At 32.0% G+C, this 26,041-nt stretch carries 26 protein-coding genes; 17 read left to right on the forward strand and 9 right to left on the reverse strand.

The features are described from left to right. The first annotated feature begins 252 nt into the window (after positions 1–252). From BQ4446_RS00920 to BQ4446_RS00970, 11 genes are all read left to right on the forward strand, one after another. Positions 253–1,599 carry a DUF3798 domain-containing protein gene (locus BQ4446_RS00920; protein WP_071025832.1) on the forward strand — a complete coding sequence of 449 codons (1,347 nt, stop codon included), beginning with the start codon at positions 253–255 and terminating at the stop codon, positions 1,597–1,599. A gap of 59 nt (positions 1,600–1,658) precedes the next feature. Further along, positions 1,659–3,263: a sugar ABC transporter ATP-binding protein gene (locus BQ4446_RS00925; RefSeq protein WP_071025834.1), complete on the forward strand. Its 1,605-nt coding sequence runs from the start codon at positions 1,659–1,661 to the stop codon at positions 3,261–3,263. After that, positions 3,253–4,329 (forward strand): ABC transporter permease subunit, encoded by a 1,077-nt coding sequence (locus BQ4446_RS00930; RefSeq protein WP_071025836.1) that lies wholly within the window; start codon positions 3,253–3,255, stop codon positions 4,327–4,329. The genes BQ4446_RS00925 and BQ4446_RS00930 overlap by 11 nt, the downstream gene beginning before the upstream one ends. After that, complete coding sequence (locus BQ4446_RS00935) at positions 4,322–5,455, forward strand: ABC transporter permease subunit (RefSeq protein ID WP_071025837.1); 1,134 nt, start codon at positions 4,322–4,324, stop codon at positions 5,453–5,455. Before BQ4446_RS00930 ends, BQ4446_RS00935 begins: the two co-directional genes overlap by 8 nt. Positions 5,456–6,047: 592 nt before the next feature. Further along, positions 6,048–7,004 carry a metal ABC transporter solute-binding protein, Zn/Mn family gene (locus BQ4446_RS00940; RefSeq protein ID WP_071025839.1) on the forward strand — a complete coding sequence of 319 codons (957 nt, stop codon included), beginning with the start codon at positions 6,048–6,050 and terminating at the stop codon, positions 7,002–7,004. 8 nt (positions 7,005–7,012) lie between these two features. Beyond that, complete coding sequence (locus BQ4446_RS00945; protein ID WP_071025841.1) at positions 7,013–7,735, forward strand: metal ABC transporter ATP-binding protein; 723 nt, start codon at positions 7,013–7,015, stop codon at positions 7,733–7,735. Beyond that, positions 7,728–8,609, forward strand: coding sequence for a metal ABC transporter permease (locus BQ4446_RS00950; RefSeq protein ID WP_071025843.1), 882 nt, complete (start codon positions 7,728–7,730; stop codon positions 8,607–8,609). Before BQ4446_RS00945 ends, BQ4446_RS00950 begins: the two co-directional genes overlap by 8 nt. After that, complete coding sequence (locus tag BQ4446_RS00955) at positions 8,606–9,718, forward strand: metal ABC transporter permease (RefSeq protein WP_071025845.1); 1,113 nt, start codon at positions 8,606–8,608, stop codon at positions 9,716–9,718. The genes BQ4446_RS00950 and BQ4446_RS00955 overlap by 4 nt, the downstream gene beginning before the upstream one ends. Positions 9,719–9,910: 192 nt before the next feature. Next, a complete protein-coding gene (locus tag BQ4446_RS00960; RefSeq protein WP_071025847.1) occupies positions 9,911–11,656 on the forward strand; it encodes an ABC transporter ATP-binding protein in 1,746 nt (581 codons plus the stop codon). After that, a complete protein-coding gene (locus BQ4446_RS00965; protein WP_071025849.1) occupies positions 11,656–13,377 on the forward strand; it encodes an ABC transporter ATP-binding protein in 1,722 nt (573 codons plus the stop codon). Before BQ4446_RS00960 ends, BQ4446_RS00965 begins: the two co-directional genes overlap by 1 nt. 21 nt (positions 13,378–13,398) lie before the next feature. Beyond that, on the forward strand, positions 13,399–14,343 hold the full coding sequence (locus BQ4446_RS00970; protein ID WP_071025851.1) for an AraC family transcriptional regulator: 945 nt from the start codon (positions 13,399–13,401) through the stop codon (positions 14,341–14,343). Positions 14,344–14,389: 46 nt separating this feature from the next. On the opposite strand, the gene BQ4446_RS00975 is transcribed toward BQ4446_RS00970, so the two are convergent. The 4 genes from BQ4446_RS00975 to BQ4446_RS00990 form a co-directional block, all read right to left on the reverse strand. Beyond that, positions 14,390–15,022 carry a cytidylate kinase-like family protein gene (locus BQ4446_RS00975; protein ID WP_071025852.1) on the reverse strand — a complete coding sequence of 211 codons (633 nt, stop codon included), beginning with the start codon at positions 15,020–15,022 and terminating at the stop codon, positions 14,390–14,392. A gap of 10 nt (positions 15,023–15,032) precedes the next feature. After that, positions 15,033–15,959 carry a DMT family transporter gene (locus tag BQ4446_RS00980; RefSeq protein WP_071025854.1) on the reverse strand — a complete coding sequence of 309 codons (927 nt, stop codon included), beginning with the start codon at positions 15,957–15,959 and terminating at the stop codon, positions 15,033–15,035. A gap of 27 nt (positions 15,960–15,986) precedes the next feature. Continuing rightward, positions 15,987–16,904 carry a DMT family transporter gene (locus BQ4446_RS00985; RefSeq protein ID WP_071025855.1) on the reverse strand — a complete coding sequence of 306 codons (918 nt, stop codon included), beginning with the start codon at positions 16,902–16,904 and terminating at the stop codon, positions 15,987–15,989. A 212-nt stretch (positions 16,905–17,116) separates the two neighbouring features. Continuing rightward, entirely contained in the window at positions 17,117–18,421 is a 1,305-nt protein-coding gene (locus tag BQ4446_RS00990; RefSeq protein WP_071025857.1) for a S1C family serine protease, read from the reverse strand. 298 nt (positions 18,422–18,719) lie between these two features. Here BQ4446_RS00990 and BQ4446_RS00995 point away from each other — a divergent pair, with 298 nt between their 5' ends. The 6 genes from BQ4446_RS00995 to BQ4446_RS01010 all read left to right on the forward strand — a co-directional run bounded on the left by BQ4446_RS00995 (position 18,720) and on the right by BQ4446_RS01010 (position 21,591). After that, positions 18,720–18,971, forward strand: coding sequence for a hypothetical protein (locus BQ4446_RS00995; RefSeq protein ID WP_071025859.1), 252 nt, complete (start codon positions 18,720–18,722; stop codon positions 18,969–18,971). A gap of 22 nt (positions 18,972–18,993) precedes the next feature. Next, positions 18,994–19,131, forward strand: a complete 138-nt coding sequence (locus tag BQ4446_RS08335; protein WP_167632528.1) for a hypothetical protein — start codon at positions 18,994–18,996, stop codon at positions 19,129–19,131. Between the two features lie 115 nt (positions 19,132–19,246). Then, positions 19,247–19,438: a hypothetical protein gene (locus BQ4446_RS01000; RefSeq protein ID WP_071025861.1), complete on the forward strand. Its 192-nt coding sequence runs from the start codon at positions 19,247–19,249 to the stop codon at positions 19,436–19,438. Continuing rightward, a complete protein-coding gene (locus tag BQ4446_RS08340; protein WP_167632529.1) occupies positions 19,404–19,580 on the forward strand; it encodes a hypothetical protein in 177 nt (58 codons plus the stop codon). Before BQ4446_RS01000 ends, BQ4446_RS08340 begins: the two co-directional genes overlap by 35 nt. Positions 19,581–19,783: 203 nt before the next feature. Then, on the forward strand, positions 19,784–20,599 hold the full coding sequence (locus tag BQ4446_RS01005) for a hypothetical protein (protein WP_071025863.1): 816 nt from the start codon (positions 19,784–19,786) through the stop codon (positions 20,597–20,599). Positions 20,600–20,826: 227 nt separating this feature from the next. After that, positions 20,827–21,591 (forward strand): hypothetical protein, encoded by a 765-nt coding sequence (locus BQ4446_RS01010; RefSeq protein WP_071025865.1) that lies wholly within the window; start codon positions 20,827–20,829, stop codon positions 21,589–21,591. Positions 21,592–21,648: 57 nt separating this feature from the next. On the opposite strand, the gene BQ4446_RS01015 is transcribed toward BQ4446_RS01010, so the two are convergent. The 5 genes from BQ4446_RS01015 to BQ4446_RS01035 are packed head-to-tail and all read right to left on the reverse strand — an operon-like array spanning position 21,649 to position 26,007. Next, entirely contained in the window at positions 21,649–22,590 is a 942-nt protein-coding gene (locus BQ4446_RS01015; protein ID WP_071025866.1) for a 5-oxoprolinase subunit C family protein, read from the reverse strand. Further along, the gene (gene pxpB, locus BQ4446_RS01020) at positions 22,583–23,329 is read right to left on the reverse strand and encodes a 5-oxoprolinase subunit PxpB (RefSeq protein ID WP_071025868.1); all 747 of its coding nucleotides are present in this window, start codon (positions 23,327–23,329) and stop codon (positions 22,583–22,585) included. The genes BQ4446_RS01015 and pxpB overlap by 8 nt, the downstream gene beginning before the upstream one ends. Before the next feature lie 12 nt (positions 23,330–23,341). Beyond that, positions 23,342–24,595: an NRAMP family divalent metal transporter gene (locus tag BQ4446_RS01025; RefSeq protein WP_071025870.1), complete on the reverse strand. Its 1,254-nt coding sequence runs from the start codon at positions 24,593–24,595 to the stop codon at positions 23,342–23,344. 26 nt (positions 24,596–24,621) lie between these two features. After that, the gene (locus BQ4446_RS01030) at positions 24,622–25,395 is read right to left on the reverse strand and encodes a LamB/YcsF family protein (RefSeq protein WP_071025872.1); all 774 of its coding nucleotides are present in this window, start codon (positions 25,393–25,395) and stop codon (positions 24,622–24,624) included. A gap of 27 nt (positions 25,396–25,422) precedes the next feature. Continuing rightward, the gene (locus BQ4446_RS01035) at positions 25,423–26,007 is read right to left on the reverse strand and encodes a nitroreductase family protein (RefSeq protein WP_071025874.1); all 585 of its coding nucleotides are present in this window, start codon (positions 26,005–26,007) and stop codon (positions 25,423–25,425) included. Between the last annotated feature and the right edge of the window lie 34 nt (positions 26,008–26,041).

Below are 26,041 nucleotides of genomic sequence, written 5' to 3' on the forward strand. Positions count from 1 at the left end.
TCTTTTACAATTAAGCAAGATACTTCCAATGACCTATAAAGTAGTTCTATTCATTTATAAATTTTTATTAGCCCTTATTTAAAATTAATATAACTTTAATAAAATCCTATCAAACAATAATTGATAATAATTTCTATCAATTATTTATCACTTAAAATATATTTGACACTAGCTGCTTATCGTGCTAAAATTTATTTAAATTATTAAAATTTTTATTAATATTTTGTAAAATTTTAAACGAGGTGGAACAAAATGAGAAAAAAAATTGTAAGACTTATCACTTATTTTCTACTTATAGGCCTTGCCCTAACAGGTATAGCTTGCTCAAAAGTAGAAAACGAAGCCCCCGCTAACGGTAGCGAAACAACAGCCGAAGGCAATGCCGCCACTGAAGTAAAAGATCTTCCAAAGGCTCAATTTGAAACTTTGAAAGAAGGGGAAGAATATCATATTGGTGTAGTTACTGGTACAGTTTCACAATCTGAAGATGAATTCAGAGCTGCTGAAGCAGCAATTGAAGAATTTGGTTCAGATGTCGTTAAAAACGACACTTATCCTGACAGATTCGAAGCCGAAATCGAAACTACAATCCAAAAGATTACTGCTATGGCAGACGATCCTCTTATGAAAGCTGTTATTATGAACCAATCAGTTCCAGGAACATCTGCAGCTTTCCAAAAAATTAGAGAACAAAGACCTGACATTATTCTTGTAAACTTAACTCCTCAAGAAGACGTAATCATGGTTGAAGGTGCATCTGACCTTGTAATCGATGTTGATAACGTATCAAGAGGATATAGAGTTGTAAAAGCAGCTAAGGATATGGGTGCAACAAAATTTGCTCACATCACTTTCCCAAGACATATGTCAATTGAAATGTTAGCTTTAAGACGTGCGATTTTTGAAGAAGCTTGTAAAGATTTAGGACTTGAATTTATTTCTTTAAACGCACCAGACCCAACAACTGATATTGGTATTCCAGGTGCACAACAATATATTGCAGAAAATATCCAATCTTGGATTGATAAATATGGTAAAGATACTGCTTTCTTCTGTACAAATGATGCCCACACTGAACCTCTTCTAAGAGGTGTTGCACAAGGCGGAGCAATCTTTGTTGAACCTGACCTTCCATCACCTATTATGGGTTATCCAAATGCCTTTTCTGTTGACTTAAAAGACATTGCAGGAGATTGGAAAGCAATTAATCAAAGAGTTAATGACGCAGTTGTTGCAGCAGGCGGCGGTGGAAGAATGGGATCTTGGGCTTACTCTTTAGGATATACTGAAACAAGAGCAGCTGTTGATCACGTAATCAAAGTTCTTCATGGCGAACACGAACTAACAAATATAAATGATATTACAGAATCGCTTAATAAATACACTGAAGGTGCTAGCTGGATGAGTTCAAACTTCATAGACAGACAAAATGGTAATGCTGTTGACAATCACGTATTGATTGCTCAAGACACTTACGTTTATGGTAAGGGATTCTTAGGAATGGATAAAGTTGAAGTTCCTGAAAAATATCTAAATCTAAATGTTGACTTCGAAGCGATTGAAAAATCTCAAGAAGAAGCTGAAGGACAAGCAGAGTAAAGTAGCCAAAACCAACGGCTTAAAACCCGTTGGTTTTTTTATTAGAAAGAGGTGATATTTTGACAGAAAATTTACTTGAAGTCAAAAATGTCAGTAAGTCTTTTGGTGAAAATCAAGTTTTAAAAAATGTTAATTTCACTTTAAAAAAAGGTGAAATTTTGGGACTTGTTGGAGAAAATGGAGCCGGTAAATCCACTCTTATGAATATTATTTTCGGTATGGAAGTAATCTCTAATACGGGAGGATTTAACGGTGAACTTTATTTTGACGGCGAACAAAAGGCCTTCAAAAATCCTATAGAGGCTTTAAAAGCTGGCGTAGGAATGGTCCACCAAGAATTTAATTTAATTCCTGGTTTCACTGTTGCCGAAAATATTACACTTGATATGGAAAAGACAACTAAAACTCCAATATCAGCTGTCTTCGGCAAAAAACTTGAGACTATTGACAAAAAGGAAAATATAAAAACAGCAGTTGATTCTCTTAATAAACTTGGGATTGAAATAAGTCCTGAAGAATATGTTAGAGAAATGCCTGTTGGTCATAAACAGTTTATAGAAATTGCCAGAGAAATTACTAGGGAAGATGTAAAGCTCATTATTATGGATGAACCCACAGCTGTATTAACAGAAAGTGAAGCAAATTCTCTAATGGAATCCCTTCAAAGGCTTGCTGGTCTTGGAATTTCAATTATCTTTATTTCTCACAGGCTTCGTGAAGTTCTAACAATTTGCGATAAGGTTGTCGTTTTAAGGGATGGCGTTGTTGTTGAAGATAGGGTTAACGAAAATCTTTCAATTGAACAAATTGCAAATTGGATGGTTGGAAGAGGAGAAAATGAAAAATTAAATCTAGCCTACAAAACTGATAAAAATTTAAATGACAATGATATAGTTATGGATGTTAAGCATCTTTGGGTTGATATGCCTGGTGAAGCTTGTTATGATGTTAATTTTTCAGTTAGACGTGGAGAAATTTTAGGGATAGCCGGCCTTGCTGGTCAAGGAAAACTGGGCATCCCAAATGGAATTTTAGGAACTTATCCCGTAGGCGGAGAAGTTGTATTTAATGGCGAAAAACTTGAACTTGGAAAAACTGCTTCAATTTTAAAGAAAAGAATTGCTTTCGTTTCTGAAGACAGACGTGGCGTTGGTCTTCTTTTAGATGAACCTATTTTTTGGAATATAACTTTTAATGCTATGCAAATCCAAAATAAGTTTATAAAAAATATTTTGGGTCTAAAATTTAGAGATGAAGATGCCATGAAGAAAGTTTCAAATTCTTATATCGATTCACTGGCCATTAAATGTACAGGCCCTGAACAAAAAGCAGGAAATCTTTCTGGTGGTAACCAACAAAAAATCTGTCTTGCCAAGGCCTTTGCCATGGAACCAGAGCTTTTATTTGTTTCAGAACCAACAAGAGGAATTGACATTGGTGCTAAGCAATTAGTTCTTGAATCTTTGGAAAAATTTAACAGTGAAAATAACACAACAATTATTATGGTTTCTTCAGAACTTGAAGAACTTAGATCAATTTGTGACAGGATAGCAGTTATTTGCGAAGGAAAAATTGCAGGCATTTTAAGTCCTAAAGAAGATCCAGCAAAATTTGGACTTCTAATGAGCGGTGAAAGTGTGGAGGTGTGTGACTGTGAACAGTAAAAATATTTTGAAAAAATTTGGCCTTGCCAGACTTATAATCGCCCTTTTCTTAGTAGGACTATTTGTTGCAGCTCCCTTTGCTGGAGTAAGTGTTAGTGATTCATTCCAAAACGTTCTTTCAAGATTTGGTATGTTTTCAATTCTTGTACTTTCTCTTGTGCCTATGGTTCAATCTGGATGTGGTCTAAACTTTGGTATTCCAATTGGTGTTGTAGGAGGTATTCTTGGCGGTGTAACTTCAATAGAATTTGGCTTCAAAGGCTATATGGGTATTTTTATGGCCATGGTTTTTGCAGTTATATTTTCTCTTGTTTTCGGAGCCATTTATGGATTTGTTTTAAATAAAATTAAGGGCGATGAAATGCTTATAGCAACTTATGTTGGCTATTCATTTACGTCTTTTATGTGTATAGCATATTTACTACTACCATATAAAAATCCTATTTCCGTTTTATCCTATAGTGGTGCAGGTTTAAGACAGCAAATTCCCGTTGCTGATTATTGGATGACGAGTACAGTTGGGGAAGCTGGAAATAAACTGAGTTTAGGTTTGATAACCAATTTCCTATCCTTTAAGATTGGAAGTGCCTTAATTCCTGTAGGCATGTTTATATTATTTGCAATCTTTGCCTTTATTGTTTGGGCATTTTTCAAAACTAAAACAGGAACAGCAATGACATCAGTTGGATCAAATCCTGACTATGCAAGAGCAAGTGGCATTCATATTAATAGGGCAAGACTTGTTTCTGTTATGCTTTCTACTGCAATTGCATCTGTTGGTATTATTGTCTACCAACAATCCTATGGATTTATACAATTATATCAAGCACCCCTTGCCTTTACTTTCCAAACAGTAGCGGCTCTTTTAATAGGTGGTGCATCTATAAATAAGGCAACTATTCCCCATGTAATAATTGGAACATTTTTGTTCCAAGGAATTATCACCTTAACTCCTACAGTTATTAATGGAGCCTTTAATATTGATATTTCAGAAATACTTCGTATGATAGTTACTAATGGTATGATAGTTTATGCACTTACAAGGAGGAATAGAAACAATGAATAAAGATTTTTCAAAACAAATTAGAAGATTCATGGTTCCAATCCTTTTTATGGTAATTTGCGGAATCGGACTTATTATTGCTAAGCCTCCTGTTGCATCAATTACTAGTGAACTTGCAACAAGAATGGTTAGAAATACTTTCTTCGTTCTTTCCCTTTTAATACCTATTATGGCAGGTATGGGAATTAACTTTGGTATTCCTCTTGGTGCAATGAGTGGTCAAATTGGTCTTATTTTTGCCCAAGACTGGGGTCTTACAGGGGCAACTGGACTTTTAGTTGCAGCTCTTGTTGGCACACCAATTGCAGTTTTGCTGGGACAATTTTCAGGTATGGTTTTAAATAGGGCCAAGGGAAGAGAAATGATTACATCAATGATGCTAGCTTTCTTTATCCAAGGTTGGTATCAATTGTTCCTACTTTTCTTCTGCGGAACTATTATTCCAATTAGAACAAAAGAAATGCTTCTATCTCAAGGCTATGGTATTAAAAATGCCCTGACTCTTGTTTCCCGAGGCAGTCTTGATAATATGTTGAAATTAAGAATTGACTTCCCTCTTGCAGGTGGTCAAGCAATTAGATTTGATATACCTATTGCAACAATTATTGTAATTGCCATCCTATGTGTATTCATCCTATGGTTTAAAAATACAAAACTTGGTCATGATATGAAGGCAGTTGGACAAGATCAAGTTGTTTCTACAAACGCTGGTATGTATTCAGATAAGATTAGGGTTCAATCAATAATTATTTCAACAGTTCTTGCTTGTTACGGACAAATTATTTATTTGCAAAATATTGGAACTCTTTCAACTTATGGTGGTCAAGACCAAGCAGCTCTTTATGCAGCTGCATCACTTCTTGTTGGTGGTGCTTCCGTTTCAAAGGCATCAATTCCAAATGCAATTTTAGGAACTGCTCTTTTCCACATTATGTTTATTGTAATGCCTCAAGCTGGCAAGGCTTTAACTGGCGATGCCATGATTGGTGAATACTTTAGAACATTCTTATCTTATGCAGTTGTAACAATTGCCCTTATTATGCACGCATATGAAAGAGCAAAAGAAGTTGAAGACGCAAGGCTTAGAGTTCGAACTGATAGAGAAGAAAATAAGGCGAAAAGTTCTTAAAATTAATTCATTAGCATATTGCTAGCGGATTTGCTTAAGCATCTCATTTAAATATTATAAATTTACAGCCCTAATTTTAGGGCTGTTTTTTTTGAGGAGATTTCTGATTAAAAAGGGATAATTTGGTCGCAAAATAATAAGTGTTATTTAATTTTTCTTTCTCAAAACTTTCCCCCCAATTAAAATATCATAAACTATAAATATAATAAAAATCTTGGCATATTCAAAATTTGTCTTTTTCAAATTTAAATAAGGTAATAGAATTTCATATTTTTATATCAAAAGTTAAAAATAAAAATAAAAAATTGTAATATTCTAATAAATGATAATATAAATCATTGACAAATAATAAAATTAATATAAAATATAAGTTAGGCTAGCTTAACTCATATTTTATATTAATATTTATTAAATTTAAAGTAATTATTTAAGTGCAAACTTTGGTAAAAATAGCTTTCAAGTCATAAGTTTTAATTTATTATTCTAAAATTAATTATATTTAAGAGCCTTAAATAAATTGCTATTAATTTTAATGTGTATATAAATTTTAAATTTTCTAAAACTAGCTAATATTTTTATACTAGGAGGATTTATGAAAAAAATACTTTTACTTGGCTTACTTATTTTTGCCCTGTGCGGTTGCAACGGCCCAAAAAATAAGGGTCAAGATGTAAATTCAGCTTCAAATTCTGCTGAAAGCAGTCGAAATCAAGATAAGAAAAAGGTTACAACCACAACTTCTTTTTTATATGACATGACTAATGTCCTTGCTGGGGATTTTGTTGATACTCAAATGGTTATCCCTGCTGGCGAAGACCCTCATCTTTATATTCCAAAATCTCAAGATATAGATAAGATTAGTGATGCAGATTTAGTTTTATTCCATGGACTTCACTTTGAAGGAAAAATGGTAGATATTCTTGAAAAATCAGGTGTGGATTTATCAGCAAATTTCCCTAAAGATAAAATTGGTCAAATGGATGAAGACGGTCATATGATTGTTGACCCACATTTTTGGTTTGATATTTCCCTTTATAAGTTAGCTACAGAAACTGCAGCCAAAGCTTTAAAGGAACTTGTACCTGACCATGCAGATGAATTTGATGAAAACCTAAAAAATTATTTGTTAAAGCTTGATGAGCTTGACAAATATAATAAAGAAAGGCTTGGGGAAATCCCTGAAGACCATAGATTTTTAATTACTCCTCATGATGCCTTTAATTATTTTTCAAGGGCCTATGGAATTGAAGTTGTTGCTCCACAAGGTGTTTCGACTGATTCAGAAGTTGCAAATAAGGATATTGAAGATACAGCAAACTTTATTGTAGACCATAAGGTTCCTGCAATATTTGCAGAATCAACTACTGACCCTGCAAGAATGGAAAAATTAAAGGAACTTTGTAAATCAAAGGGCTTTGAAGTAAAGGTTGTTAGCGGTGAGGGTAATGAATTATTTTCAGATTCCCTAGCACCCCTTGGTCAAAGCGGCGATAATTATATTGATATGTATAAACACAATATTGATTTGATTGTAGATAATTTAAAATAGGAGAAAATATGAAGGATGTAATTATAAGTGTAAGAGATTTGACAATTGCTTATAATGACAAGCCTGTTTTATGGGACAATGATATAGACTTTATCAAAAATTCCATAACGGCCATAGTAGGCCCTAACGGAGCGGGAAAATCAACCCTCCTTAAGGGCATACTTGGCCTGCAAAAAATTCTGTCAGGGAAGATTGAGATTATGGGTTCATCTATTAAGGAGATGAAAAAAGAAATTGCCTATATACCTCAATCTTCTTCTGTTAATTGGAACTTTCCAACAACAGTTTTTGACGTGGTTTTAATGGGCAGGTATGCAAATCTCGGCTGGATTAAAAGGCCAGGAAAAAAAGATAAGATTCTTGCAGAAGCAGCTATAGACAAAATTGGTTTAAAAGATTTTAAAAATAGGCAGATTTCAGAGCTTTCAGGAGGGCAAAAACAAAGAGTTTTTATTGCCCGTGCCATTGCCTCTAGTGCCAAAATTTATTTTATGGATGAACCCTTGGCAGGAGTTGACAAAAAAACTGAGGGCATAATTATGGATTTTCTTCACGATTCTCAAAGGCGGGGTAAGACTTCAATTGTTGTCCACCACGATTTAAATACCATAAAAAAATATTTTGATCATATTGTAATTTTAAATAAAAGAGTTATTGGTCAAGGAGAAGTTTCTGAAGTTTTTAATCCTGAAAATATTGAAAAGGCTTTTGGAGGGGAAATTAATGTTTGATTTGGAAGTTTTAAAATCCTATGGTTTTTTAGTCGTTGCCCTTGGAAGTTTTTTCCTTGCCATTTCATCAGCAGTTCTTGGAACTATAACTGTTTTAAAGGGTCAGTCCCTTATTGGTGATGCCATTGGCCACAGTGCCTTTCCCGGAGTTGTCCTTGCCTTTATTCTATTTGCTTCAAGAAACCCTATAATTCTTCTTATGGGTGCAATTTTTTCTGGATCTCTAGCCTTTATTTTTATAGAAATTTTAAATAAAAATACAAAACTTTCCCTTGACACAATTCTAGCTGTTATTCTCTCAAGTTTTTTTGGCCTAGGCATGGTTTTAAAATCCTATATTCAAGGCAATCCAGCCTATCAAAGGGCCTCACAATCAGGCCTTCAAAATTATATTTTTGGTCAAGCTGCCTATATGGTTTTAAATGATGTAAAAATGATTTTATTTATTTCCATAATCTGCCTTATTTTAATAGGCCTTTTTTATAAGGAGATTAAAGTTTTTGTCTTTGATGAAAACTATGCTAGAACAATTGGTATAAATGCAAAAGTTATTTATATACTAATTATGGTTTGTGCCATGATCTTAATTGGAGCAGGTCTTAAAATTGTTGGGGCAATTTTAATTTCTTCCCTTTTAATTGTACCGCCAATTGCTGCTCTACAATGGTCAAATAATTTTTTTAAGGTTATGGTTATTGGAGCCTTTGTTGGCGGATTTTCCGCTTTTTTGGGAACTTACATTTCAACAGTTTATGACGGAATGTCAACAGGCCCAACAATTATATTAATTATGACTAGCCTTGCCCTATTTTCCCTTTTGTTTGGTCCTAGAGCCTTTGTGGCAAATTATATGAGAAGGAGGAAGTACAAATGAATTACACCATATTTTTAATTTTATTTATAACTTCTCTTTCATGTTCCTTAATTGGAGTCTTTATCATGCTTAGAAATCTTTCAATGGTAACGGATGCCATAAGTCACAGCGTTCTTCTGGGGATTGTCCTTGCTTATTTTATTACAAAAGATATTACATCCCCTCTTTTAATTGTAGGTGCTGGCCTTTTTGGACTCTTAACAGTTTTTACCATTGAATCACTTTCTAAAACTGGCCTTGTTAAAAATGATGATGCAGTGGGAATTGTCTTTCCCTTATTTTTTGCCCTTGCAGTAATTTTAATTACAAAATATGCGAGAAATGTCCACATTGATACAGACGTAGTTTTAATGGGAGAAGTTATCCTTGCCCCCTTAAATACTATAAATTTCTTTGGCTCTAATCTTCCTAAGGCTCTAATTTTTTCATCTATAGTTTTTCTTATAAATCTTTCCTTTATTTTAATATTTTATAAGGAATTAAAAATTACAACCTTTGATAAGGATTTTGCCACAATTAGCGGCTTTTCATCAGTCCTTCTATTTTATTCACTTATGGGCCTATCTTCTCTAACAGCCGTTGTTTCCTTTGACTCCGTTGGGGCAATTCTTGTAATTTCCTTTTTCATAGTACCGGGAGCCAGTGCCTACCTTTTGACAAAGACTTTGAAAAATTTATTGTTCCTAACTGTAATTTTTTCCTTTATATCTTGCTATTTAGGTTTTAGCCTTGGCTATATTTTAAATGTTTCTATGTCAGGAATGACAGCAACAGTTTCAGGCCTATTATTTTTCCTTGCTGCCCTCTTTAATAGGGACGGACTTATTACAAAAATTTTTAGGTCTATAAAAAATAAAAGCCTAACTAAATCCTATTTAATTTTAATTCATATAGGTCATCACCTAGGAAATTCTGATGAACAAATAGAACTAAGTTTTGACACTATTAAAGATCATTTGAATTGGGATAAAAAAATTACAGATAGCCATTTAAAATACCTCCTGTCCAAAAAATTGATTTTTAAAGATGAGGACAAAAAAATATATGGAATTACAAATGCTGGATTTAAAAAATATTTAAGTATTTTAAAAGAATATAATATGATGTAAAGAAGCTGCCTGCAAATAGAAATAATCTATTTTGCAGCTTTTTTATTATAATTTTATTTTAGCTTTTAATAATATCTCATACAATTTTAAAATATTATTGCATAGTCAGGTATTTTTGAAAAGAATAATATTAAAGAATAATATATAATATTTTTGATAAAGATTATCAAAGAAAAAAGAGGTGATTGTATTTTGAAATTATACAAAAAATTATTTGCTTATATGCCAGAGAAAAAATTTCAGGGATTTTTATCTGTGATTTTAACAACGGCTAGTAATTTAATGCAGTTCTATGCATATTTTTTAATTTGGAAATTATTAAAGGATATTTTCCTGGGAAATAGTTTAGATGAGAGTATAAAACTTGCCCCGGCTATTTTGATTTTATTTATTTTGCAAGGACTTGTATATTTACTTGGCCTTTGGATAAGTCACCTTGCTGGCTTTAGGCTAGAAACAAGGCTTCGTGAAAGAGGCATAGAAAATTTACTTAGGGCGTCAAGCACTTTTTTTGATACCCACGAATCTGGAGAAGTCAGAAAAATAATTGACAATAATGTTGAGCAAACTCATATGATTGTTGCCCATCTTATACCTGATCAAACTTCAGCAATTTTAATGCCCATTCTTATGCTAATTCTTGTTTTTAACTTAGATTTATATCTTGGCATATTTTTCTTAATAATTGTTTTCCTATCACTTTTCATTATGAAAAAAATGATGGGCGATACAAGTTTTATGGGAGAATATATGAAAATGGGTGACCAGTTAAATGCTGGAGCTGTTGAATATGTTAGTGCTATGCCAGTTGTAAAGATTTTTAACGCTCCCATCATTGGCTTTAAAAAATTATACGAAAATATTATTGGCTATAGAGATATGGTTTATAAATATTCCATGTCTTGCAGAATCCCCTATGTTTCTTTTCAGTGGCTCTTAAATATTTTTATAGTTGCTCCAGTTTTTCTTGCTATATTTATGGTAAGTCGTGGAGAAAATCCTGGTCTTTGGTCTGCTAAAATTTTATTTTTCACTCTATTTATGGGCCTATTTTTTACAGATTTAATGAAGATAATGTATGTTGGTATGTATGTTTATCAGGCAAATTCTGCAGTAGATAATCTTGAAAAATTATTTACTGAAATGAGTGAAAGAAAGACTATTTTTGGCTCAGATACTTCAATGGATAATACAGATATTGAGTTTAATAATGTTAGCTTTTCATATGAAGAGGATAAAAAAATTTTAGATGATTTTTATCTAAAACTTGAAGGAAATAAAGTTTACGCTTTAATAGGTTCATCAGGCAGTGGTAAATCCACAATTGCAAAATTAATAACTGGTCTTTACCCCATAGATTCTGGTCAAATTAAAATTGGAGGCAAAGATATTTCTTCCTATGAGCAAAATTATTTGATGAATAGCATTGGGATAGTCTTTCAAAACCCAAAACTATTTAAAGGCCTATCAATTTTTGACAATGTAAAGCTGGCAAAAAAAGATGCAAGTGACAAGGAAGTTTTAAAGGCACTTGAACTTGCAAGGTGTAATGAATTTATTGATAAATTTAAAGATGGCTATAAAACTATTATAGGTGCAGAGGGAATTAATCTATCTGGTGGTGAAAATCAAAGAATATCCATTGCTAGAATATTCTTAAAAAATCCAAAAATAATAATTCTTGATGAGGCTTCAGCGGCAGCCGATCCAGAAAATGAATATGAACTGCAAGTTGCCTTTAAAAATTTAATAAAAGATAGAACTGTTATTATGATTGCTCACAGATTATCTTCCATTAGGGGCGCCTATGAAATACTTGTTGTTCTAGATGGTAAAATAATTGAAAGGGGCTCACACCAAAATCTTATGAATAAAGATAGTAGATACAAGAAATTTGTAAATCTTTATGAAATGGCAAATGATTGGAGGGTTGTCTAATGATTAAATATTTAAAAAATAGATTTGCCTTAACGGACAAGGGAGCAAAGGGCGTTTTTATTTCAATTATATATTCTGCCCTTAAAAATATTTCCTTTATGCTTCCAATAATGCTTCTTATGTATGTCCTTCAAGGGATTTTAGGCTATGGACCCTTTAATCTTATGATTTCAATTTTATTATTTTTAATAATTGGGATATTTATGTTTATTATTTTAAATAAAGATTATGTTACAACCTATGACCAAACATATAAAGAATCTGCAAATCTTAGAATAGAAATAGCAAATATAATAAAAGATTTGCCCCTCTCCTTTTATTCAAGAACAGATTTAACAGACCTATCTCAAACTATTATGAAGGATGTAGAGGCTGTGGAACATTCCATAAGCCATGCCATTGCTGGCTACTATGGTTTTATTTTTAGCTTTATAATAATTTCAAGCCTTCTTTTAATAGGAAATATAAAACTTGGCCTATGCGTAATTGTGCCTGTGCTAGCTTCAATGGTTTTGAATTTTTTATCAAAAAATATTCAGTCGCAAGCAACGAAAAAATATTATAAAGAACAAAGAAAATCTTCAAAAATGTTTCAAGAGCTAATTGATTTGTCTACAGAAATTAAATCCTATAACTTGGCTGAAGAAAAAGAAAAAAAATCAATTGCTTTTGTTAGAAAACTTGAAAAATATCATATTTCATCAGAACTTGGACAAGTAATGCCCATAACAGCAGCTGGACTTGTAGCAAATTTATCCCTGGGTTTTGTTATGTTTTTTGGCCTAAATGATTTAATTGTAGGAAATATTAATATTCTTTATTTTGCCGGCTATTTATTTGCAGCTGCAAGATTAATCGATGGGATTGCCTCATTTAATCAAAATTTTGGAGAACTTATGTATATAGACTCTCCCGTTAAGCATATAAACGCTTTGAGAAATGAAGAAAAACAAAAGGGTCAAAAAACTAACTTTAATAAATTTGACATCGAAGGAGAAAATGTAACCTTTTCATATGTTGATAACAAAAAGGTAATAGATAATGTTTCTTTCAAGACCCTCCAAGGAAAAAAGACAGCCTTTGTAGGATCATCTGGCTGTGGCAAGACAACAGTTTTAAGGCTTGTATCAAGATTATATGATGCTGATGAAGGCGAAATTGCAATAGATAATAAGGACATACAAAAGGCAAGAACAGAAGATTTATTTAAACATATATCAATGGTCTTTCAAGATGTAATATTATTTAACGGAAGCGTTATGGATAATATTAGAATTGGAAATATGAATGCTAGCGATGAAGATGTTTTAAAAGCAGCGAAACTCGCAAATTGTGATGAGTTTGTAGAAAAACTTTCTGATAAATATGAAACTAATATTGGAGAAAATGGATCTAAATTGTCAGGCGGAGAAAGACAAAGAATTTCAATTGCAAGAGCATTTCTAAAAAATGCAGAAATAATCCTTCTTGATGAAATTTCCGCTTCCCTCGATGTGGAAAATGAAAAGTATATACAAGATTCCCTAAATAAACTTACAAAAGATAAAACAGTTTTAATAATTTCCCATAGAATGAAATCAATTCAAAACGTTGATCAAATTATAGTAATGAATAAGGGAAAGATAGAAGACTTTGGCAGACATGATGAACTTCTAAGCAGAAGTGTAACTTATAAAAAAATGATTGATTCTTCAAAAAAATCAGAAGAATTTATATATTGATTAAATGTGGTGAATTTATAAATGGATAAGGATTTATTGGCCTCTTGGGGCTTTAAAAAATATCCAACAAAAAACAAAAGGATTGCTGAGTACGAAGGCATAAATTCTCCTAAAAACAAAATGATTTCTTATGAAATCTTTCCAGGAATTTGTGTTATGTATATAAAGCTATATGAAAAATACTCTGCAAGAAATTCTAAGTATAAGGGAAGTTTTGGATATAGGATAGCCTATTGTTATGAAGGGAATTATTATACACACATAAATGACAAAAAGATTCTTATAACAAGGGAAATATTTGTTGGCAAGTCTATACCTGAATCAATTGAGTCCTATTCCACAAGCGATCGCACTATTGCCTTTAATATTGTAATTTCTCCTAGGAAAATAGAAAAAGAAGGAGATTATTATAAAATAATTGAAAATTTTATTAGAAATGTCGATGGTGCATTGAATATTGGCTTTAACTTCTCTAGTAGAGATACTATTTTCTTAGCAAATCAATTAATCGAGGCCCTTAAAAAGAAGGATATGATTTTAATTTCTTTAAAGACTTTAGAACTTATTCATTTAATTTCTAATGAGAAAATCACAAGTAATAGAAAGAAATATTATAAGGAAGACTTAAAAGATGAAATTATTAAAATAGAAAAGTATTTAAAAGATAATATGGAAAAAGATCTCGACTTAGATTTTATTTGCCAAAAATTTATGATTTCTAAGACAAACTTAAACATTAAGTTTGTAAGAAAGTTCCAATATACTCCCATTAAATACTTAAATAATTTAAGAATGATAAAATCTGAGGAGCTTTTAAGTAAAACTGACAAAGAAATTATTGAAATTGCTGAAAGTGTTGGATTTAAAAATCCCTCCAATTTCACAAGGTCATTTAAAAAATTTACTGGTCTAAGTCCAAGTAAGTATAGGAAAAATATTAAATTAGAAAAAAATACTTTATCTTAAATATAAAATTAGGAGCAGCTATAAGGCCGCTCCTTTTTATATGGTTTTAATTTTTAATTTTTTTATTTGCAAGTTCAATAATCATATCTTCTATAATTTCAAAGGTAAAAGCTGATGAATCAATGCTAAAATCATAACAAGAAGCTCTGCCCCAATTTCTTCCTGAATTTCTTTCGTAATGGTTTCTCCTTTTCATGTCTTCTCTTTCCATTTTTGCTTCAATTTTTTCTTCCTTAACTTCTCCTCCATCAAGAAGCCTTTTTCTCTTAAAATCATCGCTTGCATAGATAAAGATGCTTAAAATATTTTCTCCCTCCAAAACGTAGTCGGCACACTTGCCCGCAAAAACGCAGGGGCCTTTTTTTGCTATGTCCCTAATGGTTCTTGACTCCAAAAGAAAGGCAGCATCAACCATTGAAATGTCCTCTTGGGAATAGGAATAATTTTCCTTGTATAGGTCATAAATCGTCCCCTTTAAAAAAGAATCATCCTTTGTAAGATTTTCAGCACTAACCTTCCCTTCAAGGCTCATAAGTTCAATTATCTTTGAATCATAAAATTTTAATTTTTCCTTTTGGGCAATATTTGAAGCAATTGTGTAAGCTCCTGATCCATATTCCCCATCTATTACAATAATCCTTTTGGGACTATTAAAAAAAAGTTTATCAAATAAAGACATTTCTTCACCTCTATTTATTATTAATCTCTATATCCTCTTTTAAATCAACCTTAATTTTTTCACTTTTGCCAGGCAATTGGGCAAATACTGTTGCAAATAAAATCATTATGCAACCAAAAATTTCTCTGCCATTCATAGATTGGCCAAGAAGAAGCCAACCGCCAACTGCTGCAAAGACGCTTTCAAGAGATGAAATTAAAGAAACCACTGTTGTATCTAAGTCTTTTAAAACAATGAGCTGAACTGTAAATCCAACTCCTGATGATAAAATCCCTAAATATAAAATTGCAAATCCTGCACTTTTTATATCTTCCATTCTAATCTCCTCTTTAAAAAGAGCAAAGACAAAGGAAATTACCATAACTGTAAAAAACTGAATAAAAGAAACTAAAATTTGCTCTGCATCTGGAGGGCACTTTGACATAATTATTATATGAAGTGCAAAAAATATTGCCGATGCTAAAATAATTAGGTCCCATTTATTTATTGTCACCTCTCCTCTAAAGGAAAGTAAATAAGTTCCCAGCATGGCAATAAAAATGCAAAAAAACATCTTTAAAGGAATTTTTTTCCCTGCAAGAAATTCTATAATAGGAATTATAACTATATAGATAGCAGTTAAAAAACCAGCCTTGCCTGCTGTTGTTCCTGTAACCCCAACTTGCTGCATATTTAAACCTATATTCATAAATATACCGCACACTACTCCTGTAAGTATTGTGGACCTCCAAGAAAAAACTTCATTTTTATAATAAGGGCTTATTTTTTTGAAGACAAAATAAGTTGCAAGTAAAAAGCAGCATGCCACAAATGATCTTGTAAAGGACATAGTATAGGTTCCAACCTTTTCCATACCCTGACTTTGAATAACATAGGATAAACCCCAAATTATTGCTGAAATTAAAAGCATTATAGCAGACTTAAACTTTCTACTCATAACAAACCCCCTTATTACATTTTAAAATTACTTATAAACACTTCTCTTTTTTAAAATTTTTTCCCTTATAAAGCCCCTTGGAATTTGTGCAAAAATTGTTGCCAAAAAGATTATTATGCAGCCAGAAATTTCTCTAAAATTCATAGTTTGATTTAGAAAAATCAGGCCAAAAATTGCCGCAAAAACAGACTCAAGTGAAGTTACAAGTGATCCAATTGTAGGGTCAATATCTTTTAGGGCAATAATTTGTAGGGTAAAACCCACACCTGATGACAAAACTCCAACATACAAAATTGGCAAATAGGCAGCTAAAATTCCCTTAATAAGAATTTTTTCTTTAAAAAAAGCTAAGATCAGGGAAATAAAAAAGACCATAAAAAACTGTATTACATTAACCAAAATTTTTTCACAGTCGTCGGGGCAAGTTGAAAGTAAAATAATATGAATGGCAAAAACAACTGCCGCAATTAAAATTATCATATCAGACCTGTTTATGGAAAGATCTTCCTTGACTGATAAGAGATAAGTTCCGACTATTACTAAAAATACGCAAAAAATAACTTGTTTTGAAACTTTTTTGCCTACAAAAAATCCGAGAATGGGAATTAAAACAATATAAGTTGCCGTTAAAAAACCGGCCTTTCCGGCACTAGTTCCCATAATTCCTATTTGCTGCAAATTTAAACCTATTGTTAAAAAAGTTCCGCAAAGGACAGCATATTTTATTGTCTTTTTTAAATCATAAACTTCATTTCTATAGGCTGGCGATGTTTTTTTAAAGACAAAAAATATTAAAAGTAAAAATCCTGAAGCTATTAATGATCTTGAAAATGTAAAAGTATAGGGCCCCAAATTATCAGTCCCCACTCTTTGGGCAATAAAGGCAAAACCCCAGACAATTGCCGTAATGAGCAGCATTATTACTGATCTAAGCTGACGACTCATTTCCCACCTCCAAAATCTATTAATTATTTCCTATATTTAAGAATATCATAATTTTTTTATTTTGAAAAGTGCAGAAATTAGAGCTTTATATAAATTTTTACAAACTAAATAAATAATTTACTGAAATATTTTTTAATTTCTCAAAAAAACTGCTCCTAAATTTTTAGAAGCAGAATTTTTGTAAAATTTATTGGTGGTTTATTGTAATTTTTTTATTCTCCAAAAAATTGTCTTAATTGGTCCCTGTATTGACTAAAGGGATCTTGATAATCATTGGATTCTCCCATTCCATCATCTTCTAAATTTTGGTCCGGCACATTTAAACTATTATTATTCTTTTGGCTATTTTTGGATTCGCTTTGCGAAACTTCATAATTTGTAAAGACAAGTTCTGCCTTCATTTCTTTTCCATTCCTTATAAAAGTAATGTCAGTTTTATCTCCTTCTTGGAAATTATATAGGGCAGCCTTTAGGTCCTTAACCCCATTTAATCCATATTTCCCAATCTTTGTAATTATATCTCCAACTTCAAGTCCTGCTGTCTTGGCAGGAGAGCCATCAAAAACTTTAATTACTAAAATTCCGTTTTCAGTTCCTGGATCTTTACCAATAACTTGCTCTGCATATTTTGCATCAAGAGAATAGATTCCGAGAGACATTTCCTTATAATCGCCAGTTTCAATTACTTCTCTTATAATTTTCTTTACATAATTTATAGGGATAGAAAATCCAAGACCTTCTGCTGATTGAACCTTAACTGTATTTATACCTATAACTTCTCCATTGGCATTTAAAAGTGGGCCGCCAGAATTTCCTCCATTAATTGATGCGTCTGTTTGAATAAGTCCAACCATATATCCCCCTCCAGAAACTTCGCCAACATATCTATTTAAGCCTGAAATAATTCCTTGAGTTACAGATTGATTAAATTGTAGGGAAATTGGATTTCCAATTGCAATGGCAACATCACCAATTTGCAATTTATCAGAATCACCAAGACTTGCAACAGTAAGTTTTGTCTTGGTGTTAATTTTTACAATTGCAAGGTCCACATTTTCGTCAGCCCAAATTGTTTCACCGTCAACAGTTTCTTCATTGTCAAGCTGAACCTTGACTTTTTTCATTATTTGATTATTTAATTTTACTACATGGGCATTTGTAACTATATAACCCTTTGAATCCACAATAATTCCTGATCCAGTTCCCTGAACTTCAACAGGCCCAACCCAAGTTGTTTGAACACCTGATGTTGTAATTCCTACAACAGATGACATAGCTTTTTTTGCCACAGCCTTTGCAACAGTTGAATCTTCTTTTGCCGTTATTGTAATATTATTTGCACTGCTTTCACTTTTTTCCACTTCCTTATATTTATTCATAAAATAAAAGTTAGTTGCAGTTGAACCAATAACTCCTCCTATAATGGCAAAAACTATTGCAAGAATAATTAATGCCGATGCTTTCTTTTTTCTCTTATAGAATTTATTATTTTCTAGTAAATTTTTATTATCTTCCATTAATATTCCTCCTCGTTCCTTTAATTTATACCCACATATTAATGAGAAAGTGTGAAAATTTAATGACAAATATTTTAAAGAATGTAAAAAAATAAATGGATAAATATTTTTTAGCTTTCACAATCCTTTATATAAATTATTTTAAGTCAATAATTGTTTAAAAATATTAAAGGCGATTTATAGAGAATGGCCTTAATTTTTTATAATTATTGATGATACTTATCAAGATTATTGGCAATTCCATATATGAGCATATAATTATATGTGAAATGTAAATTTTACATTAATTTTTTCATTTATGAGTCCAGCTTCGGCTCAGTCAAATAAATTAGAAGCAAGTAAAGCAAGTCAAAAAATTATTTTAGGCGGAAAAGAATTTGAACTTAATACTTATACCATTGACGGAAAAACGTATATAAAACTTCGTGATTTTGCGAAGTTTTTAAGCACCACTTCTAAAAAATTCAGCTTATCTTATGACAAGGATCAAAAATTACCTGTCATAAAAACTATGGATGACTATGAATATGAGAATTTAGAAGATAATTAAAGAAGAAAAACTAGATGCTTTTTTGGGCGAAATTGAAATAATTGTAAATGGTCAAAAAATTAAAATTTCGGCAACATATATTTCCGGCTTTATTTATCTTGAAATTAAAGATGCTGCAAATCTTGTAGGCAGAGAATTTTCTTTTAACGAAGAAAAATAAGACTATTGAAATTAAAAACGCATCTATTATAAAAGATGTTAATTTAACTTGCACCACAAAAGGATGTGCATGTAAACATAAAAATAAAAAATCATTTAATGCTTGCCCATGCTGCATGGGAAAAGATCCAATAGCTTATGAAATTGATGTGGAAATTTCCTCTGATGAAATCCTTGCAAGGGCAAAGGCTAAACTTAATAGGACAAATAAAAATTTATTAAAGGCCCAAACAGAAGCTAAAGATGCAGCTTTAAATCTTCAAAATGTAGAAAGTGAAAAGGCTAAGGCTGAGGAAGAAAAAAAATAAGGCTGATAAAAAATTAGAAGAGGCTAAAGAAAAAGAAGCTAAGGCTGAAAAGGACAAAAACGAAGCTGATGCAAAAGTAAAAATTGCAGAAAAAGACCAAAAAGATGCCAAAGATGAATTTGAAAAAGAAAAAAATCTTTAGGGCAAAAAATCTTCCTAATAATCAGATCTCATAATATTTAAGAAGACAAGGACAAAAATTATAAGCCTTGTCTTTTTTATTTTCAAAATTATTTGATAGTTAATATCAAAATTATTGACTTTTGTCCTCATGAGCATATAATTAAATATGTAAATGTTTTAGTGAAAAGGCAAATATTTATAATAAAAATCAGGAGGTATATTATGAAAAAATTTATTAAAATATTTATGGTTTTCACACTAATTTTCTCGCTTGTAGGCCCAGTTTCAGCCGAAGCAAATAAGGCAGAAGCAGCTAAGTCATCTCAAAAAATTATTTTAGATGAAAAAGAAGTTGAACTTCCCGCTTATATGATTAACGAAAAAAATTATATTAAATTACGTGATTTTGCAGCTATTTTAAATGACAGTGCAAATAAATTTAACATAACTTATGATAAGGAAAAAAATGCTGTACTTATTAAAACAGGCGAAGGATATGAAAAAGTATCTGACGACTTAAAGAAAGTTGAAGATGAAAAATCTGTTGCAATTTTATCTGAAATTGAAATTATAGTTAATGATAAGGTCGTAAAGGTTAATAGTGCAAATATTAAGGGTTATAACTACTTACAAATTAAAGAAGCATCTGATCTTCTTGGTCTTGAAATCTCTTTTAATGAAGAAACTAAGGCCCTAGAAATAAAAACTATGGCAGCCCCTGCTGAAAAGAAAATGAAATGCGAAAAAGAAGGCTGCATGTGCAAGCATAAGTCTGAAGAAGAAATGAAAAGCTGTCCATGCTGCAGTAACAAAAAAATGGATGCTAAAGAAGAATCTTCAAATGCCGAATTAAAAGATGGAGAATACTATGCTTGCAGCCCAAAATGCAAATGCAGACATAAGACTATGGAAGAATATAATAACTGCAAATGCTGCAAAGGAAAACTAGCCCAAAAATTTACAGAAGATCAAAAAAAGGATGATTCTAAAAAAGAAATGGATAAAGACATGGGCAAGGAAATGGGCCATAATATGTAAAATTCACATAATACCGTCAAAATTAGATTCATGACCGGTGAATTTTGTTCCACAATAAAGGGGCTTCTCTAATAGGAGTCCTCTTTATTTTTTTGCTGTTGAAATTAAATATAAAAATCCCATTTTATTGATAACCATTGTCAAAATTCTTGACTAATTTTTTCCCACTGCCTATAATAAATTGTATGATATTTAAAAGCAAAACAAATAATAATTAGGAGGTCGTCATGAAAAAATTATTAAAAATATTATTAGTTTTTTCCCTAGTTTTTGGAATGAGCATATCAGCTTTAGCAGCTGCAAATAGTGCAAACGCTGTTAAATCATCACAAAAAGTTCTTTTAGATAGAAAGGAGGTAAGCCTTCCTGCCTATTTAATAAATAGTAAAAATTACATTAAACTTCGTGACTTTGCAGCAATTTTAAGTGAATCCGGAAAAAAATTCAACGTATCCTTTGATGCAAGCAAAAAATCTATAGTCATTAAAACAGGTGAAGGATATGCAAAAACATCTGAAGATTTAAAGACTATAACAAATAAAAAGGCATCTGCAAGCCTTGTTACAAATGACATTATTGTAAATGGAAAAAATCTTAAGGCAAATGGGGCAAATATTAATGGTTTCAATTATCTACAAATTAGGGAAGCTGCAAAACTTGTTGGCGTTGAAATTTCCTATAACGAAAAGACAAAGACAGTTGAAATAAATACAAATAAAGCTCATGGAAAAATGAAATGCGATGACAAGACTTGCTCATGCAAAAATCATGAAAAAGAAGGATTTGATAAAAATAATTGCTGCGGCAATAAAAATGAAAGCAATTCAAATGTAAATTGCGAAAATGGAACTTGCAAAAAATCAGAAGGAAAAGATATTAGATACAAGTGCTGTGAAGAATGTGGCTGTGCCCACAAAACTATGGAAGAATATAAAAAGTGTCCATGCTGCAAATGGAATCCTGACCATCCAGTGGTTTTTGAAAAGAAATAAAAAATAAAAATATAAAAAAGTGCTGACAAAAAATGCCAGCACTTTTTTATTATACGTTTAAATTTCTTCCCTTATTTTTTTTAGATTTTTTTGGTATTCAATGGCTATTTCCTCCGCCTCTTCTACAGAAACTTCTCCAAAGCAAATTTTATCTAAAAACTGCATTTGGGCAAGTTTTGGAAGGTCAGATGAAATTACTGTTGCAATTTTTGTATAGCCACCAGTAGTTTGTCTATCTGCCATTAAAATTATTGGTTCTCCATTAGCTGGAACCTGAATTGAACCAAAAACTGTTCCGTCAGAAATTATGTCAGCTCCCTTTTTATGTTCAATTTTTGATCCCTTAAGTCTAATTCCCATTCTGTCAAATTCTTTTGTTATTTGATAGCCTCCTGATTTAAAGAGGGCATGAATTCCTCTTTCAGTAAAATAATCATCTTGAGGTCCTAAAACGGTTCTTATCACATTAAATCTATTGATTTTTGGCCTATATTTTTTGGGGATTTCTCTTCCGCCAGCTGCCTTTTCATTAACCTTAATTTCTAAAACGTCCTTGGCCTTTAAAGCCCTTCCTTCAAAACCTCCCATTTTTATTTTTGTGTGAGTTGATTTTGAATTATTGACAAAAGGAACTTCAATAGATCCGCCAAAGGCAATATAAGCTCTAACTCCTTCTTTTAATTTGCCAAAGGAAAGACTGTCTCCTGCCTTAACTTCTAGGGACTTATAATTTTCTACATCCTTACCATTTATTTTTGGACTCATATCTGCACCAGTTATGGCAATTACCATATCATCTTCAAATTTTAAATTGGGACCAAAATAGGTTGCTTCTAAAACTGCTTCATCTAAATCATTTCCAACTAAAATATTTGCAAGCTTATAAGAAAGGTCATCCATAACTCCTGAAACAGGAACTCCAAGAGCTTGGAAGCCATATCTTCCTCCGTCTTGAATTGTCGTTAAAATGCCGGGGCTTATTACATTTACTTTACTCATGAAGCTCACTCCTTTCGGCATCTTTAATTACCACTTGGTATTTATATTCTGCCACTTCTTCATCAATTTTTTTATATTCCTCTTCAGTAATTGGAACATATCTTATATAATTTCCAGCTTCAATAAATACTGGTGGGTTTTTGCTTTCATCATAAAGTTTAAGAGGAGTTCTGCCAATTAATTGCCATCCTCCAGGTGACTGTACTGGATACATACCCGTTTGATTTGATGCAATTCCAACTGAACCTGCTTCAATTTTTAGCCTTGGACTTTTTAGTCTTGGAGTTGCAATTCTTTCGTCAAGGCCCCCTAAATAGGCAAAACCTGGCAAAAATCCCATCATATAAACTAAATAATCAGTTCCTGAATGGATTTTAATAACTTCTTCTTCACTTAAATTTGCATGCTTAGCAACAAAGGAAAGATCAGGGCCATATTCACCGCCATATAGGGTTGGGATTTCAATTAATTTTACCCTTCCCCCTCCATCTAAAGCCCCGTCAAGTTTAATTGATTTTAAAAGATCAAGTAATTCCTTATATTTAATTTTTGAGGGTTCATAGTTAATTAATATGGACCTATAGGTGGGAAGAATATCCACAATCCCATCTGCATCTACCTCTTTTAATTTTTCAAGGGCAAGGGAAATTTTTGCATTTATGTCCTTTGCAATAGAATCTCCAAATTCCATGACAATGGCCTTATCTCCTGCCTTTAAATATTTTATTTTATCATACATAACATTCTCCTCTTATATAAATAGGGTCTTTATCATTTCTATGCTTGCCATTGCACTTTGAGGATTTAACATTTTGCTAATTGATCCTGCGGCAGTTTTTATGCCCATATAAGCTGTAATCAAAACTACTATCCAGCCTAAAATATATAAAACATTATTGTGCTTATATTCGCCAATAATTTTTTTGTTTTTAGCTGCTGCTAAAATTACTGCCAAGGTTATTGGAAGGATAAATCCATTTAGGGTTCCTACAACAACAAGAAGAGTTTGTGGCTGACCAATAAATATATAAACTATTGTTGAAGCAATTATAAAAATAATTGTAACAAGATTGGCATTTTTATCTATGGATTTAAATAAGGTCCTTAAAAAGGAAACAGAAGTATAAGCACATCCTACAACTGATGTTAGTGCAGCTGCCGTAAATACTATACCGAAAATTTTTTCTCCCACAACTCCTGATGCAGATTTAAAAGAAGAAGCTGCAATATTATTAGGATCAATTTGTGCTCCTGCCATTCCCATTACGCCTAAAATTGCAAGGAACAATAGAACTCTTACAATTAGGGCAACAATAATTCCTAAAGTTGCTGATTGATTTACATCTTTTAAATTTTCTTCGCCTGTTATTCCAGCGTCAATTAATCTATGACCGCCTGAAAATACAATGTATCCTCCAACTGTTCCACCAATTAAAGTTAAAGTTGCTGGAACTAAATTTAAAAATCCGCCTTCAGGTGCAACTGTTGATTTTAAGGCAAGACCAACAGGGGGTTTTGTTTTAACTGCAACAAAGGCAATTAAAATTATCATTGCTGCTCCCAAAATTTGAGTTAATTTGTCCATGACCTTTCCTGCGGATTTTGAAGAAAATATAACAACTCCAAGGGCAGCACCAATAGCAGCTCCAATTCTTGTGTCTATCCCAAAAATTGTCTGCATTCCAAGTCCTGCTCCTCCAACATTACCAATGTTAAAGGCAAATCCGCCAAGGGCAACTAAAAAGGCAATTAAATAGCCAAGGCCTGGCAGAACTTCATTTGCTATATCTTGTCCTCTTTTTTTAGAAACTGCAATAACTCTCCATACATTTAACTGAGCTATATAGGAAGCTATAATTGAAATTAAAATTACAGCTGCAAAGGCTGCTCCATGCTCGCTTGTAAAAGTTGCAGTTTGGGTCATAAATCCTGGTCCTATTGCAGAAGTCGCCATTAAAAAGGCTGCTCCTAAAAGGACGGACATTTTATTTTTATCTTTTGCCATATAATACTCCTTAATTTTCTAAATTTTTATTTTAAAAAGCTGTCAACAGAAGCTACTTTTATACCTTCGTCTTCTAAACCTTTTCTAATGCTTTTTACAAATTCAATAGCCTGTGGATTATCACCATGAACGCAAATTGAATCTGCTACAATTTCAATTTCTTTTCCATTTGCACTTGTAACTTTATTTTCCTTAATCATTTTTATTACTCTTGGAATTGCATCCTTAGGATGTTTTACAAAGGCTCCTGGCAGTTTTCTATTTACAAGGGTTCCATCTTCATTATAGCCCCTGTCTGCAAAAACTTCTTGTGCAACTCTTAAGCCTCTCTTCTTTCCTTCTTTCGCAATTAATGATCCGCTTAAAACCATTAAAATTAAATCTCTGTCATAGTCTTCAACTGCATCAAGAATTGCATTAGCAAGTTTTTCATCGTTGCAGGCTGTGTTATAAAAAGCCCCATGAAGTTTCATATGTTGTAATCTTTGACCATGTGACTTTAAAAAAGCTGAAAGAGCTCCAACTTGATAAAGCATATAAGTTCTTGCTTCTTCTGGGCTTACGTCAATTTTACGTCTGCCAAAACCTATAAGGTCTGGATAGCCTGGGTGAGCTCCAACTCTTACGCCCATTTCTCCTGCCATTTTTACTGTCTTATCCATAATTAATGGGTCACCAGCATGAAAACCGCAAGCACAGTTTATACTTGTAACATATTTAATTACTTCTTCATCCATACCCATTTTATATGAGCCAAAAGATTCACCAATGTCACTATTTAAGTCTACATAATATTCCATAATTTTCCTCCTTAAAATAATTTATTTTTAGCCTTTTTGGCCACCATACATTTTAAATAAGTCATCCATAGGGGTTTTTTCTTTTTCCTCTTCTGTTGATAAAATTTTTCCAAAGGGCATTTGTGCAACTAATTTTAAATTTTTAGCTACCTTATATTTTTCTCTTACATAGTCTTCTACGAAAGCACTGTAGTGCTGAATATTTGCACCAAGACCCATGCCCATAAGTCCATTCCAAATATTTGTATAGATCACTGCACTGCTTTCATAGGCCCAAAGTCTAATATTTTCTTTAAGACTTGGAAATTTTTCTTGAAGTATGTTTACTATATCCATGTCAATAAAAAATAAAACTGTGCCCTTTGCTCCGTGAAAACCTTTGTATCTTTCAGGCCTTAGTTTAGCATTTTCATTTTCTTTTATCTTTTCCCAAAATTTTTTACTCTCCTCATCTAAAAGCAAAATAATTTTTGTGGACTGAGAATTCATTGATGATGGAGAAAAATTTAAAATATCTTCAAAAAAATATTTTAATTCTTCATTTGAAAAATCAATTTTATCTCCCAAATCATAAATAGAACGTCTTTTTCTAATAATTTCTGTATACTCCATTTTACCCCTCCCTTTAAAAACTATATACCCAAAT

The organism is Peptoniphilus raoultii (assembly GCF_900099555.1).
GTDB classification, from domain to species: domain Bacteria; phylum Bacillota; class Clostridia; order Tissierellales; family Peptoniphilaceae; genus Peptoniphilus_A; species Peptoniphilus_A raoultii.

What these genes read in the sequence shown, in the direction of transcription:
- BQ4446_RS00920 (WP_071025832.1), top strand. Translation starts at nt 253, where the DNA reads ATGAGAAAAAAAATTGTAAGACTTATCACTTATTTTCTACTTATAGGC.
- BQ4446_RS00995 (WP_071025859.1), top strand. Translation starts at nt 18,720, where the DNA reads ATGAGTCCAGCTTCGGCTCAGTCAAATAAATTAGAAGCAAGTAAAGCA.
- BQ4446_RS01005 (WP_071025863.1), top strand. Translation starts at nt 19,784, where the DNA reads ATGAAAAAATTTATTAAAATATTTATGGTTTTCACACTAATTTTCTCG.
- BQ4446_RS00985 (WP_071025855.1), bottom strand. Translation starts at nt 16,904, where the DNA reads ATGAGTCGTCAGCTTAGATCAGTAATAATGCTGCTCATTACGGCAATT.
- BQ4446_RS01030 (WP_071025872.1), bottom strand. Translation starts at nt 25,395, where the DNA reads ATGGAATATTATGTAGACTTAAATAGTGACATTGGTGAATCTTTTGGC.
- BQ4446_RS01000 (WP_071025861.1), top strand. Translation starts at nt 19,247, where the DNA reads ATGGGAAAAGATCCAATAGCTTATGAAATTGATGTGGAAATTTCCTCT.
- BQ4446_RS00955 (WP_071025845.1), top strand. Translation starts at nt 8,606, where the DNA reads ATGAATTACACCATATTTTTAATTTTATTTATAACTTCTCTTTCATGT.
- BQ4446_RS00940 (WP_071025839.1), top strand. Translation starts at nt 6,048, where the DNA reads ATGAAAAAAATACTTTTACTTGGCTTACTTATTTTTGCCCTGTGCGGT.
- BQ4446_RS00975 (WP_071025852.1), bottom strand. Translation starts at nt 15,022, where the DNA reads ATGTCTTTATTTGATAAACTTTTTTTTAATAGTCCCAAAAGGATTATT.
- BQ4446_RS00970 (WP_071025851.1), top strand. Translation starts at nt 13,399, where the DNA reads ATGGATAAGGATTTATTGGCCTCTTGGGGCTTTAAAAAATATCCAACA.
- BQ4446_RS00990 (WP_071025857.1), bottom strand. Translation starts at nt 18,421, where the DNA reads ATGGAAGATAATAAAAATTTACTAGAAAATAATAAATTCTATAAGAGA.
- BQ4446_RS01035 (WP_071025874.1), bottom strand. Translation starts at nt 26,007, where the DNA reads ATGGAGTATACAGAAATTATTAGAAAAAGACGTTCTATTTATGATTTG.
- BQ4446_RS00935 (WP_071025837.1), top strand. Translation starts at nt 4,322, where the DNA reads ATGAATAAAGATTTTTCAAAACAAATTAGAAGATTCATGGTTCCAATC.
- BQ4446_RS01015 (WP_071025866.1), bottom strand. Translation starts at nt 22,590, where the DNA reads ATGAGTAAAGTAAATGTAATAAGCCCCGGCATTTTAACGACAATTCAA.
- BQ4446_RS00965 (WP_071025849.1), top strand. Translation starts at nt 11,656, where the DNA reads ATGATTAAATATTTAAAAAATAGATTTGCCTTAACGGACAAGGGAGCA.
- BQ4446_RS01025 (WP_071025870.1), bottom strand. Translation starts at nt 24,595, where the DNA reads ATGGCAAAAGATAAAAATAAAATGTCCGTCCTTTTAGGAGCAGCCTTT.
- BQ4446_RS00950 (WP_071025843.1), top strand. Translation starts at nt 7,728, where the DNA reads ATGTTTGATTTGGAAGTTTTAAAATCCTATGGTTTTTTAGTCGTTGCC.
- BQ4446_RS01010 (WP_071025865.1), top strand. Translation starts at nt 20,827, where the DNA reads ATGAAAAAATTATTAAAAATATTATTAGTTTTTTCCCTAGTTTTTGGA.
- BQ4446_RS00980 (WP_071025854.1), bottom strand. Translation starts at nt 15,959, where the DNA reads ATGAGTAGAAAGTTTAAGTCTGCTATAATGCTTTTAATTTCAGCAATA.
- pxpB (WP_071025868.1), bottom strand. Translation starts at nt 23,329, where the DNA reads ATGTATGATAAAATAAAATATTTAAAGGCAGGAGATAAGGCCATTGTC.
- BQ4446_RS00945 (WP_071025841.1), top strand. Translation starts at nt 7,013, where the DNA reads ATGAAGGATGTAATTATAAGTGTAAGAGATTTGACAATTGCTTATAAT.